Source organism: Leptothrix ochracea (assembly GCF_041083635.1).
Lineage (GTDB): Bacteria > Pseudomonadota > Gammaproteobacteria > Burkholderiales > Burkholderiaceae_C > Sphaerotilus > Sphaerotilus ochraceus.
Map to the genome: position 1 here is coordinate 134,625 of NZ_JBFPHB010000005.1, position 14,065 is coordinate 148,689.

Here is a 14,065-nt window from a genome sequence, read left to right on the forward strand (position 1 = left end):
CAAAATGCAAGCAAATACAAAATCATTCAATGTCAAGCAATCTATTTGCATCATTTTAATATACATGCAAATTATGCCACTGCAAGCCTATGCAGCAACGGCATTGGGTGCAGATGCTGCGGTAGCAGGTGCAAAACCTATTATTAACAGCAGCTCAAATGGTATACCTATCATACAAATTGTACCGCCAAATACTTTGGGCGTTTCTCATAATCGATTTACACAATACAATATTGGACCTGAAGGTCAAATTTTAAATAACAGTGGCCTTACCAGCTCAAGTGTATTAGCTGGTACAGTAGCAGGCAATCCCATGCTTGGGAATAGCAATGCACGGATGATTCTCAACGAGGTAACTTCAGCGAACCAAACTACATTGAATGGCGCGATAGAAATTACCGGAAAACGCGCTGATCTCGTTATTGCCAACCCCAACGGCATTACCGTCAATGGGGGTAGCTTTATAAACACTGGGCGGGCAGTATTGACGACAGGTAGATCACAACTTACCTCAGGTATGGTCGGCGATACTTTTAGTATTCAGCAAGGATTGATTAATATTCAAGGGTCTACCGGGCTGGATGCACGAGGAGCAGATCAACTTTTGTTGCTATCACGTAGCCTACAAATAAATGCAAACCTATATGCCAATCAGTTAAATGTAGTAACTGGGCCCAATCTAGTTAATAGCAATACCGGAACAATAACAACACAAACAGGAACAGGAGCAAATCCTACTATTGCAGTAGACGTTAGCAATCTTGGCGGCATGTATGCCAACAGTATTTATTTAGTTGGTACTGAATCCGGTGTTGGTGTAAATAGCAAAGGAAAAATGCAAGCCTTGACGGGCGACATTCAGCTTTCTAGTGCTGGCGATATTACTGTTACTGATGGAAAAATTAAGGCAGCATGGGATATTCGCGCTAATGCCAAGCACGACATGACACTGCAAGGAACAGATATTCAGGCTGATGGTAATATTGAACTGATAACTGGTCACAATCTGAATGTTACAGCAACACGTGTCGATACATCGTCGACCGCTGTATTACCTATTGCGAGCGGCACAAGTACCACGACCAACTCCACCACTGAATACAGGTTCTGTTTTACAGGCTGCAGGTGATATTTCATTAGTTGCCAATACAGCTATAAATTCAATAGCAACACTTACAGCAGCATCCTACGCTACGCTACGCAGCCAACAAGAAGCAAATATTTCCACCTTACAAAGTCAAGTTGTAAGCGTTAAGCCAGCTTATGATATAGCTTTAACTCAACCTTCAAGTATTTCATCAGCAGCTGCTATCACAACATACAATTCTGCTATCAATAATCTTCAGATTGCTCAAACTAATTTTCAACAACTTATAGACACCTACAGTGGTGGCAAAATTACATTAAGTGGTAGTGGCTTACGAAGTGAAAGCAATATTATGGTCAGCGCGGCCGATATCATCATTAATAGCGTCGCCAATAGCAAACTAGCAAGAAATGTCAACTATACAAACTCTACCAGTTGCTCATGGTTAGGTCTCGTCTGTAATACAACTACAACCACAGCCACCACACAAAAATTAGAAGAAAATCTTAAAGGCGGTGATGTAACATCATTAGGTGATTTAAGTATATTTGCATTAGGTAATCGAGATCCATCTGGAAACCTATTTACAGAGTCTGGAAATTTTCTGGTACTGGGTGCCAACAAATCAAAAATAAGCTCCGATGTAGGTCATATCCAATTGACAGCGGCCAATGATATCGCCATCGAAGCTAATCAGAGCCGTCATTCTCAGTTAACAAATGCACAGACAAGCTCTCAATCAAGTTTTATATTTATTCCTATCACAAACAGCAGTAATCTAGCCTTGGATGCTGGTGCTCAATACACCGCAGAAGGAAGCACAGTAACAGCCAATAGTATTCAGATAAGATCTGGGCGAGATACTCTAGTACGTGGGTCTATATTGTCAGCAGATCGTGATATTCAGATCGTGACTGGACGTGATATAGATATCGTGGAAGCACGTGATCTCGTCAGCTACCAGACGATTAGAGATAGCAAGAAATCAGGACTATTCAATAATGGTGATGGTCTGTTTGGCATCACACTTGGTAGCACTAGCACTACACAAGCCAGCAGTACAACAATTGATACCGCCAGTGCCAGTCAGATAGCCAGCATTGCTGGTGGTATATCGATTTTTGGTGGTCGCAATGTACTGCTTCAAGGTGCAGACATGACAGCCGGCATGAATATTGACATCATTGGTGACAACGTCAGTATCATGGCCGCAAAGAATGTCTATAACCAAGAAGATAGCTACAAAGCTCGCACCAGCGGCCTAACTCTGGCCCTGAAAGGTGCAGCACTAGGCCACTTTGAATCAGCTTGGCAGGCATCACAAAAATCTAAACGTGCAGAAGACAGTCGCCTTAAAGCCGCGTATGACTTCAAGGCCGGATATGATTTATACCGTGCTGTACGAGAAACACCTGACCTAGCCAGCTTGAATAAAGGTTTTAATGATTTATTGAGCGGCAATCCAACGACTGCGTTACAAGCCACAGGTATCAATCTCGAATTAAGCTTGGGATCGAGTAGCATTACTTCCAGCGCTGTTCAAAAACAAACCGATTGGCGCGCAACCAATCTATTCAGCAACGGCGATACCACGATCATTGCTCGCTCACCTGTTGTCGGTCAAACCGGGGTTGGCAAGCTCGATATTATGGGTAGTAATCTAGATGCCAACAATATTACTATATCCGCTGGTACATCACTCAGCGCACGTAACTCGGTGCAAACCACAGTCAGTCGTGAAACAAGCAGCAATACCTCTGCTAGCGTTGGTGTCGGCCTAGGCACACAAGGTTTATATGCAACAGCCAGTGGGCAAATTGGTAATACCCTAGGTCAGGCATTCAAGGAAGATAATGGCGAAAGCCATCTCACTGCAAGCAATAAGCTGACTCTCCTGTCTGGTGGTAATGTTGATCTTAAGGGGGCCGTTGCCAGAGCTAGTCGCATTGAAACCGATATTGCGGGCAGTCTTACTGTCACTAGTTTGCAAGACAGTGAACGCTATCAATACAAAAGCAGCAACGCTGGGGGCAGCATTTCGGTACCAATTTATGGTGGGACAAGTACGCCCAGTGGCAGCATTAATAGCAGCACTCAAAATATCAGTAATCAATATCAAAGTGTGGTTCAGCAAAGTGGTTTATTTGCTGGAGACAACGGTTTCAGTATCAAAGTTGGTGGTTTAACCAATCTGGTAGGCGGAGCTATTATTAGCAGCGCCCCAGTCACAATGAATCAAATTATCACTGGCGACTTATCTTACAGTGATTTATCAAATAATGAACAAACCAGTGTTTCTGGATATACATTTGGCTTAGGCACGGGCGCAGGTAGCAACTACATCACTCCAGTACCTAATTTAGGTGGAGTCAATCGAAATAGCATTACTCAATCAGTCGTTTCATCTGGAACAATACAATTTGCATCTTACGCTCCGAGACGGGCCGTACTTACTAATCAACAGAATGTTTTACAAACACAGATATCAAATCTGACACAACAATTGATTGGATATCCAGCAGCACAGACTGCGGCAGCCCAGAGTCAAGCCAAGCTTGATTACTACGTTAATGCAATTAATTATTATTTCAGCACTCCAAATCCATCACCAGCGAATTACTACATCAATCTTTATAATTTGGAGAAAGCCAATCTAATTCAATTGCAATCTTCATTAGTCACCTACCAAAATACACAAACACTTCTCACTGCCGCCCAAAATAGTCTAGCCACCACAAGTGCGAACATATCTGCACTTGATGGCATGGTTCCTACCCTTACCACACGAACCATCGCTACAGCTAATTCGTCACTGAACAATACCTTCGATATTGCAAAAACGCGCAACGCCATCGAAGCTATGGCCGTTTTTAGTGAAACGGCTATGCGTGCGGTTGGCGACAGTTTTCAAGCACCGATTGATGTCGCGCAAAAGAAGATAGCTGATTCAACTGTCGCATTAAATGTAGCCAAACAGAGTGGCAATGCTACGGCAGTTGCTGCCGCACAAACTACGCTAGATAATGCCAATGCATCACTAGATACCTTGCGTGGGCAACAGATTCTTGCCCACGGCATTGTCGGTGGTCTCACAGCCACACTGGGTGGAACTAATCCAACGACTGGCTTTGTAGGCGGTGTAGCAGGGAAAACTGTGGCACTTGTCGCTACTGATATCTTAGCCAAAAGCAACATAGATCCCCAATCAGTTCTCTATCAACAACTTATCACTTTGGCAGCTACTGCTGCCGGATCAATTACTGGTGGAACAACGGGTGGATTCATTGCCAGCCAAGGTGATCGATTTAATCGGCAACTGCACATATCCGAACAAAGCCGCATTAAACAACTTGCCAATGGTGATCCACAAAAAGAAGCCAGACTTACGGCCGCCGCATGCGCCCTAATAAAATGCTACGCCGAATATCCAACAGATAGTTTGGCATACCAAGAACTCAAAAAATTCGCTGACATTGGAACCACCTTTACAACAGAAACATCTATTCTATCCACTCAAAAATATGATGGTGAACAGATGTTCGGTTATAGCGGCTATCAAAGCATCAAAGATGCCGCAAAAAACCTTAGCAATACTTATCAAGCATCATCCAGAGCATGGGGGGCACTTCAGGCTGGCATGGGCACTGCTGGAATATATGCATCCTTCATGGCAATACCAACATGCATTACTATTATTGGTTGTGCAGGTGTTACAGGTGGACTAACAATAAGTACTGACTCAGCTTACGCTGGTTTTAAACAACTCATCTATGGCGATCCTCAATCGACCCAACTCAACCAAGCTTTATTGACGCTAGGTTTAACCCCACAGGCTGCGGGAATTGTAGAATTTACCTTAGGTGTTGGTACAGGCGCAGCCATGGTAAATGGCTTAAGCAAAGCAAGTGCACAGGCATTAGCCACAAACACCACAGCCACCGCTTCCAGCCAAGCATTTAAACCCCTTGGAATAACCGTAACACCTAGCGTCCTAGCGTCCACAGACGCACAAGCACTATATCAAGCGGTCAAAACAGGCAACCCAACTTTGGAGACACAAACCATCCGAAATATAACCAATCAATTCATTGAGTCCGGAACCACCATTCCAACTGGACTCACAGCGTCCGACGCAACAGTTCTATTAAAATTTGTCCCCAAAGGCTGGGGTGTCAATGATTCAACAGGATATTTTGTCTCCCTAGCCGAAGGAAGAAAACTATCTACGATGGAACCAGCAAAAATTGCCGATTTACTGGCCTTGCCACCAGAAAACACGAAGGCGATGCTAGCCAATGGATTTGATCTGTACCAGATGACTCCTAAAGCCGGACAAAATCCAACAGTATTCCTGTCAAAAACAGCACCAAGCAACACAGGAGCCAATGGGGGCGCAAATCAGACAATAGTTCCCAATCGACTTCAATGGAATGCCCCAATTCCCATCAACATCAATCAACCATGAATCAATCACAAGTATTAATAAGTGCCAAAAAAGCAAAACGCCTCCGAGAGAAGGCAATGTTTCTAAAACTAATCATGGAGAATTATTCAACTAAAGACCCAGATGTTGCCAAGCTCTTAGACAGGATGAACCCGTTATTCAATAGAATTGAATTCCATCAAATTGAGCCCCCAATTCTCGGAGAATACAATGTTTTCGACTTCTCAGCTGAACACCACAAATACAACACAAAATACCCAATAATTAGCAGAGCATCAGCTCATTTCGCAAGTGTATTGGAAGACTGGGACGACCCTTTTCCAGCCGATGAAAGAGACACAAATGCCTTACTCAAAGAAAGGATCCAACCATTCATTACTACGTTAAGCAAATACGCCAAAGACGACCAATACGCCCAAATGCTCCTCACCGAAATAACCCATCTATTGACAGACATCAACATTAATAATCTACGGCCACCCATTGCAAACACACACAACTGGTGGTTCACGGACAAGGCATCTCCTTTATTTAATAAATATCTCGACCTCACCGAGGCCGCCATCATATTTGATGGCTACCTTGAGGACGAATGGTTCCTCTCAGTCAACCGAGAAAGATTCCTGGCCAGCCTGTGATGTAACAGGTGTACATGCCACAACATATCAATACAGCACCAACGACGCGCAAAGGAAATTCATGACCCCCATCAAATCCATTTTTATTTCTTCGCTGCTCATCCTGACCACCTGTGCCATGGCCAACGATGGCAGCAGTGGCTTTTACGGCGCGCTGGATCTCGGGCAGAGTGATATTCAAGATGCATGCAACAAGGTTGCTGCTGGTGAAAGTTGCTCAAAGACCAGCACCGCGACACGCGTATCGCTGGGGTACCAGTTCGGCCCCACCTGGGCGGCAGAAATGGGTTTTCTAAGCGGGGCGAAATCCAGCTACAGCGGGCCGGGGTTCCAAGCCGAGAAGAAGGCTGGTTTCCAGCTTGCGCTGCAAGGCACGTGGCCGGTGGCGCATCGGGTGGCGTTGCTGACCAAGATCGGTTTTGCCGACGGCAGCACCAGCTACAACGCTGCGTCACCCGGCTCCTCGGTCACGCAGACCAGTTCTGGCAGCTACTTGCTGATGGGCGTCGGGGCGCAGTACGAGATCAACGGCCCCCTCGCGCTGCGAGCGCAGTATGAAATCCGCAACATCGGTGGCGACACCTTAAGCACCCCGCTGCCCAACGAAGGTCCGACCCGCATGTCGCTGATCAGCGCAGGGCTGGTCTACAAGTTCTGAAGGGACACTGTGGTCGAAGGGTTCGAGGGGCTGACACCCAACGGATATGCCGACCATCCTCACGCCATGATCACCTGCAAGCTGTGCTCGTAAGAGGCGGTCATGCGGTCGAGGAGATCGAGCAGGGTGTCGGCGGCGTGGGACAGGGCGGTGCGGCCGTCGGGGGTGTCGAGGCTGCGCAGGCCGCGTAGCAGGTGCAGCCAAACTTCGCGCACATCGCTCAGGGCGGCGCGGATCTCGGCGGTCGAAAGGGGGGCGCGTTCAAGCTCCAGCAAGGCGGCCTCAAAGTCGTTGAGCAAAGCCGGCACGCTATCCGTCGTGGCACGGTCGGTGGCAGGGTCATCAAGGAGGCCCGCCAGCAGGGCTTCCTTGGCCAGACGTTGGACTCGCATGCGCTGGCGGCCACACACGTTGATGATGTGCAAGGCGCGGCGCGCACCGCCGTCTTCGAGCGCGCTGGTCAGGGTTTCAGCGGCGTGCAGCAAGGTTTCGGCGTGGGCATCGGCCCGGCGCAGCATGGTCGGGCTGGGGCGCTGGGCCAGCAGCGGCTGCAAGGCGGCCCAAGCCGCCAAGGTTTGCTGCCAAGCGGGTGTCCAAGCAGCCTCCTGTGGGTTGGCATCCAGCGCGCCCAGCAGCGCCAAATTCTCTTGCACCCTCTGCGCGGCTTGCTCTTGCGCTTGACGGGCAGCCGTGACCTCGATACCCGCCAAGCGTTGCGCCGCCAGTTTGATCAACCGCTGCGAGAGCATGCGCAACTGCCCGGCGCGGTTGATGGCCTCGGCCCAGCGCGCCGCCTCGACCACCGAACGTGACACCTCGCCCATGCGCGCATGGGTGTGCATCGCCGCGCCGCGCAGCAGCCGAAAGGCCTCGTCTTCATGGATACCGCGCGCCTGCATCAGCAAGCCCTTGGCCCGGTCCACCCACTTGCGCTCGTCAAGCTGTTCGCGCACCCGCCCCAGCTCAGCGTGCTGTGCGCGCTGGCAACGCCAGCGCGCCGCATCCAGCGCCAGCGCGGCGTGCAACGCGGTGGGGTCCGCCAACACCGCCAGCGGCCACCAGCCACTCACGCCCTGCGCCAGCAGCTCGGTCATCAAGGCCACGTCAAAGGGCGCGCAGATCAGACTGACCGGCCGATGCGCCCCGATCTCTGCGGCCAAGGCGCACCACTCAGGTTGCAAAACGATGAGCGGCCTCGGTGCCTCAAGCACAGCAGGCGCACCAGCTAAGTGCATGGGCAACGCCGCCAGATCGCTGATCAGCGTGACAGCGTCATCCGCAAATCGGCTCGCCCCAGCGGCACGGCCCTGCCAAAGCGCCTTGGCGGCGCCGTCAGGGGTCCAAACATACAAAGCATCACGCAAGGCATCCGTCATGCGGGCATTCTGAATCAGGATGGCATGGGGCTTGCATAAGACGGACCAAGGTGCAACGACGCACCGCCTTGGTGAACACGGCCCCTGCACCACCTTGCACCGCCCCTGATGCCGCTCGGCCTCAGCTTCACCACCTCACCCCCGCTTATCCCTGCTCGCCCCCCGCCGATTGCCGGCGTGCGGACGGCTGCCGCCCTCAGAAAGGACTGATCTGTCATGGCGATCACGAAGCCCCAAAAACTTGTGCTCATCGGCAACGGCATGGCCGGCGTGCGCACGCTCGAAGAGCTGCTCAAACTGGCCCCTGAGCGCTACGACATCACCGTGTTCGGCGCCGAACCGCACCCAAACTACAACCGCATCCTGCTGAGCCCCGTGCTGGCCGGCGAGCAGACCCTCGACCAGATCATCCTGAACCCCTTGAGCTGGTACGCCGAGCACGGCATCCGGCTGCACGTGGGCACCCAAGTGGTCAAGGTGGATCGCAAGCAGCGCGTCGTCCACGCGGTCAACAGCGAAGGCCAACCCTTGAGCGCCGACTACGACCGGCTGCTGATCGCCACCGGCTCGACGCCCTTCATCCTGCCCGTCCCCGGCAAGGACTTGGAAGGCGTGATCGCCTACCGCGATATCCAAGACACCCAAACGATGATCGACACCGCCAAGACGCATCGCCACGCGGTGGTGATCGGCGGTGGGCTGCTTGGGCTGGAAGCGGCCAACGGCTTGATGCTGCGCGGCATGCACGTCACGGTGGTGCATCTCTCGCCGTGGTTGATGGAGCGCCAGCTTGACGACGTGGCGGGCCGGCTGCTGCAAAAGTCGCTTGAAGAGCGCGGCCTCAAGTTCGAACTCGGCGCGCAGACCGCCGCCCTGATCGGCGACAAAGAGGGCGGCAAGTCAGGCCGGGTGATGGCTGTGCAGTTCAAGGACGGCCGCGAGATCCCGGCCGATCTGGTGGTGATGGCGGCCGGCATTCGGCCCAACACCGCGCTGGCCAAGTCGATGGGCTTGCTCTGCGACCACGACGGCCGGGGCGGCATCAAGGTCAGCGACACGCTGCAAACCACCACCGACGCCCGCATCTACGCCGTGGGCGAATGCGCCAGCCATCGCGGCGTGGCCTACGGGCTGGTGGCACCGCTGTTCGAACAAGGCAAGGTCTGCGCCAACCATCTGGCTGAGCTGGGCATCGGGCGCTATCAAGGCAGCCAGACCTCGACCAAACTCAAAGTCACCGGCATCGACTTGTTCAGCGCGGGTGACTTCACCGGCGGCGACGGCACCGAAGACATCGTGCTCAGCGACCCCGTGGGCGGTGTGTACAAAAAGCTGGTCATCAAAGACGACAAACTGGTCGGCGCGTGCCTGTACGGCGACACGGTCGATGGCAGCTGGTACTTCAAGCTGCTGCGCGAGGGCCGCCAGATCCACGACATCCGCGACAAGCTGATGTTTGGTGAAAGCCACATCGGCGACGTGGGCCACCAAGGTCACAGCAAAGCGGCGGCGATGGCCGATGCGGATGAGGTTTGTGGCTGCAACGGTGTGACCAAGGGAGCGATCTGCAAGGCCATCAAGGACAAGGGCTTGTTCACCTTGGATGAGGTGCGCAAGCACACCAAGGCCAGCGCCTCGTGCGGCTCTTGCACCGGGCTGGTCGAGCAGTTGCTGATGTTCACAGCCGGAGGTGACTACTCCAGCACGCCGAAGAAAAAGGCGGTCTGCGGCTGCACGGATCTGAGCCACCAAGACGTGCGCGACGCCATCCGCAGCCAAAAACTGCTGCGTCTGGACGGCGTCCACGGCGTCTACCAAGCCCTGGGCTGGAAAACCCCCAGCGGCTGCCCCAGCTGTCGCCCAGCGCTGAACTACTACCTGATCTCGACGTGGCCCAAGGAGGCCGAAGACGACCCGCAAAGCCGACTCATCAACGAGCGCAGCCACGCCAACATCCAAAAAGACGGCACCTATTCGGTGGTGCCGCGCATGTGGGGCGGCGAGACCAACGCGGCCGATCTGCGCCGCATCGCCGATGTGGCCGACAAATACGCCATCCCGACCGTCAAGGTCACCGGCGGTCAGCGCATCGACTTGCTCGGGGTCAAGAAAGAGGATTTGCCCGGCGTCTGGGCCGACCTTGGCATGCCTTCGGGCTTTGCCTACGGCAAGTCCACCCGCACCGTCAAAACCTGTGTCGGCAGTGAGTGGTGCCGTTTCGGCACCCAAGATTCGACCGCGATGGGCCAGCGGCTGGAGCGTGCGCTCTGGGCGATGTACGCCCCGCACAAGGTCAAGCTGGCGGTCTCGGGCTGCCCGCGCAACTGCGCCGAAGCCGGCATCAAGGATGTCGGCGTGATCGGCGTCGATTCGGGCTGGGAAATCTATGTCGGCGGCAACGGCGGCATCAAAACCGAAGTCGCGCAGTTCCTCGTCAAGGTCAAGACCGCTGAGGAGGTGATGAGCCACGCCGGCGCTTTTCTCCAGCTCTACCGCGAAGACGGCTGGTACCTGGAGCGCACGGTGCATTACATCGCCCGCGTTGGCTTGGATCACATCAAGGCGCAGATCGTTGAGCGGCCCGAGCGACGGCTTGAGCTGTGGGAGCGGCTGCAATTTGCCCTCGACGGCGCGCCCGATCCTTGGCTGGAGTCGGCCAAGGCGGGCGTCGATGTGCGCCAGTTCCAAGCCCTACCCACCCTCCAAGGAGCCCAAGCATGAGCCGCCGCTGGATCCCCATCTGCCGTGTCGAAGACATCCCGCGCCTTGGGGCGCGCCGCGTCCAACGCCCGGGCGACATCGATGTCGCGGTGTTTCGCAACGCCGAAGACAAGATCTTCGCCTTGGTGGACCGCTGCCCGCACAAGGGCGGCCCGCTCAGCCAAGGCTTGGTCCACGGTGAAACGGTCGCCTGCCCGCTGCACAACTGGCAGATCGACTTGGCCGACGGTTGTGCCCGCACCCCCGATGTGGGCTGCATCCCGCGCTTTGCGGTGCAGGTGCAAGACGGCCAGATCCACCTCGATGCTGACGAGCTGATGTCATGAACCCCCGCACCACTCGTTCCACTTGCCCGTACTGCGGGGTCGGTTGCGGGGTGCTGATCGAGTCGGACGGCGTGCAGATCACCGGGGTGCGCGGTGACCCGGAGCATCCGGCCAACTTCGGCCGGCTCTGCACCAAGGGCTCGACCCTGCACCTGACCGCAAGCGCGCCGGTGACGCTGGCGACTCGGCTGCTGCAACCCATGCAGCGCTTGGTGCGCGGGGCAGCGCCCCAGCCGCTGGGCTGGGACAGCGCGCTTGGTCTGGCCGCCACGCGCTTGGCCGACACGATCACGCAGCACGGGCCCGATGCGGTCGGTTTTTACCTCTCCGGCCAGCTGCTCACCGAGGACTATTACGTCTACAACAAGCTCGCCAAAGGCCTGATCGGCACCAACAACGTCGATACCAATTCGCGCCTGTGCATGAGCAGCGCGGTGGCGGGCTACAAAGCCACGTTGGGGGCCGACGCGCCGCCGTGCAGCTACACCGATCTGGACCACGCGGACACCGTCTTCATGGCGGGCAGCAACATGGCCTGGGCGCACCCGGTGCTGTTTCGCCGTTTGGAAGACGCCCGGCGGGCCAAGCCGGCGGACCGGCCGCAGCGCTGGATCGTGGTCGATGTGCGCCGCACCGAAACCGCCAGCCAAGCCGACTTGTTTCTGCACATCCAGCCCGGCACCGACGTGGCGCTGTTCCACGCCATGCTGCATCTGATGCTCTGGGAGGGCTTGACCGACCCGGCCTACATCGCCGCCCACACCCGTGGCTTTGAGGCGCTGCGCGACGCTGTGCGCCTTTGGACACCACGCGAGGCGGCGCGGGTGTGCGGCATCCGCGAAGACGATCTGGTGCAAGCGGCCCGCTGGTTTGCGCAGAGTGATCGCAAAGGGGCCACGACACTGTCGCTCTACTGCCAAGGCCTGAACCAAAGCAGCGCCGGCACCGACAAAAACGCCGCGCTGATCAACCTGCATCTGGCCACCGGCCAGATCGGCAAGGCCGGCGCTGGGCCGTTCTCGCTCACGGGGCAGCCCAACGCCATGGGCGGGCGCGAGGTCGGCGGGCTGGCCAATTTGCTCTCGGCGCACCGCGATCTGGCCAACCCGGAGCACCGCGCCGAAGTCGCCGCCCTGTGGGGCGTGGCCGATGTGCCGTCCAAGCCCGGCAAAAGCGCCGTTGAGATGTTCCAAGCCGCCGCCGACGGCGAGATCAAGGCGCTGTGGATCGCTTGCACCAACCCCGCGCAGTCGCTGCCCGATCAAAGCACCGTGCGCCGGGCGCTGGAACGAGCCGAGTTCGTTGTGGTGCAAGAAGCCTTTGCCACCACGGCCACCGCGTCCTATGCCGACTTGCTGCTGCCGGCCACCACCTGGGGCGAAAAGATCGGCAGTGTCACCAACTCCGAGCGCCGCATCAGCTTGGTGCGCCCCGCCATCGCCCCCCCCGGCCAAACGCGCCACGACTGGCGCATTGGCGTGGATCTGGCCCGGCGGCTGCAAGCCCGCCTCACCCACCGCCCAAACCATCTTTTCCCCTACGACAGCGCGGAAGAAATCTGGAACGAACACCGCGCCAGCACCCAAGGCCGCGATCTCGACATCGGTGGCCTGAGCTGGGCGCAGCTCGACGCCCAAGGCCCGCAGCAGTGGCCCATGCCCACGGGTGCCAGCAGCGGCCAAGAACGGCTTTATGCGGACGGTCGGTTTGCGACCCTAGACGGCCGCGCGCGCTTTGTCGCCATGGCGTACCGGCCGGTCGCCGAGCCGCGTGATGCGCGCTTTGCCTTCGCGCTCACCACCGGGCGGCTGCGCGATCAGTGGCACGGCGGCAGCCGCACCGGCGTGCTGGGGCGGCTGTTCGGCCACGTGCCCGAGCCGGTGGTCGAGCTCAACCCCCTTGACCTCGAACGCCGTCAGCTGAAGGAGGGCGATCTGGTCGAGGTGCGCTCACGCCGAGGCAGCGTGGTGCTGGCCGTCCAAGCCAGCGCCAGCGTCGCCCCCACCCAAGCGTTCATCCCCATGCACTGGGGCGAGGAGGTGCTGGGCGGCCGCGACGCCCAAGGCCAGCCGCGCCTTGGCGTCAACGGCCTGACCTTGTCCACCTTTTGCCCAAGCTCAAAGCAGCCCGAACTCAAACACACGGCGGTGCGCATTGATCCGGTAGCGCTGCCGTGGCGCATGCTGGGCTTGGCGTGGCTGCCGCAGGCGCAGATGCTGCAAGCGCGCGAACAGCTCAAAAGCCTGATGGGCGAGTTTGGCCACGCATTGGTGCTGCCCTTTGGCCGTGAACCGCATGACCAAGGCTTCAGCGGCTTGCTGTGGCGCGCTGCCGCTGCGGCCCCGGCACCTGAGGCCTTGGTGCAGCGCATCGCCACCCTTTTGGGGCTGGAGCATCCGCACACCCTGCACTACCGAGATCGCCAGCGCGGCCAACAGCGCAGCATCCGGCTCGAACACGAAGGCGAAGAAGGCAATCAGCGCATCCTGCGCGGCGTGCTCTTGGCCGGTGACACCCGCGCCGAAGCGTGGATCAAGACCTTGCTGCAAGACGAGCTGCCCGCCCAGAGCTTTGGCCGTGCCCTGCTGGCCGGCAGCGCCACGCCGCCGGTGGCGGTGGTCAGCCGGGGCAAGCAGATCTGTACTTGCTTCAACGTCAGCGAGCCGCAGATCATGGCCGTGCTGGCCCAAGGCGGCAACCACGCCGAGGCGCGTTTGGCGCATCTGCAAAACACCCTGAAGTGCGGCACGAACTGCGGCTCGTGCCTACCGGTGCTGCGCAGCCTGTGCGCGGGCACCGCAGCTTAAACCGGCCT

Annotated in this window: 8 protein-coding genes; 7 read left to right on the forward strand and 1 reads right to left on the reverse strand. The window is 56.3% G+C overall.

The window, feature by feature from the left end; translation table 11 throughout:
- Nucleotides 1-4: 4 nt before the first annotated feature.
- The 4 genes from AB3X39_RS02135 (at nucleotide 5) to AB3X39_RS02150 (ending at nucleotide 6,827) form a co-directional block, all read left to right on the forward strand.
- Nucleotides 5-1,129, forward strand: a complete 1,125-nt coding sequence (locus AB3X39_RS02135; RefSeq protein ID WP_369415706.1) for a filamentous hemagglutinin N-terminal domain-containing protein — start codon at nucleotides 5-7, stop codon at nucleotides 1,127-1,129.
- A complete protein-coding gene (locus AB3X39_RS02140; RefSeq protein WP_369415707.1) occupies nucleotides 1,026-5,552 on the forward strand; it encodes a hemagglutinin repeat-containing protein in 4,527 nt (1,508 codons plus the stop codon). Before AB3X39_RS02135 ends, AB3X39_RS02140 begins: the two co-directional genes overlap by 104 nt.
- A complete protein-coding gene (locus AB3X39_RS02145; protein WP_369415708.1) occupies nucleotides 5,549-6,169 on the forward strand; it encodes a hypothetical protein in 621 nt (206 codons plus the stop codon). Before AB3X39_RS02140 ends, AB3X39_RS02145 begins: the two co-directional genes overlap by 4 nt.
- Nucleotides 6,170-6,230: 61 nt before the next feature.
- A complete protein-coding gene (locus AB3X39_RS02150) occupies nucleotides 6,231-6,827 on the forward strand; it encodes an outer membrane beta-barrel protein (protein WP_369415709.1) in 597 nt (198 codons plus the stop codon).
- 59 nt (nucleotides 6,828-6,886) lie between these two features.
- On the opposite strand, the gene AB3X39_RS02155 is transcribed toward AB3X39_RS02150, so the two are convergent.
- Nucleotides 6,887-8,203 (reverse strand): type IV pili methyl-accepting chemotaxis transducer N-terminal domain-containing protein, encoded by a 1,317-nt coding sequence (locus AB3X39_RS02155; protein ID WP_369415710.1) that lies wholly within the window; start codon nucleotides 8,201-8,203, stop codon nucleotides 6,887-6,889.
- A gap of 216 nt (nucleotides 8,204-8,419) precedes the next feature.
- Between AB3X39_RS02155 and nirB the strand changes: the two genes are divergently transcribed.
- The 3 genes from nirB to AB3X39_RS02170 are packed head-to-tail and all read left to right on the forward strand — an operon-like array spanning nucleotide 8,420 to nucleotide 14,057.
- On the forward strand, nucleotides 8,420-10,924 hold the full coding sequence (nirB, locus tag AB3X39_RS02160; protein ID WP_369415711.1) for a nitrite reductase large subunit NirB: 2,505 nt from the start codon (nucleotides 8,420-8,422) through the stop codon (nucleotides 10,922-10,924).
- A complete protein-coding gene (nirD, locus tag AB3X39_RS02165; RefSeq protein WP_369415712.1) occupies nucleotides 10,921-11,250 on the forward strand; it encodes a nitrite reductase small subunit NirD in 330 nt (109 codons plus the stop codon). Before nirB ends, nirD begins: the two co-directional genes overlap by 4 nt.
- Nucleotides 11,247-14,057 (forward strand): nitrate reductase, encoded by a 2,811-nt coding sequence (locus AB3X39_RS02170; RefSeq protein ID WP_369415713.1) that lies wholly within the window; start codon nucleotides 11,247-11,249, stop codon nucleotides 14,055-14,057. Before nirD ends, AB3X39_RS02170 begins: the two co-directional genes overlap by 4 nt.
- The last annotated feature ends 8 nt before the right edge of the window (nucleotides 14,058-14,065 follow it).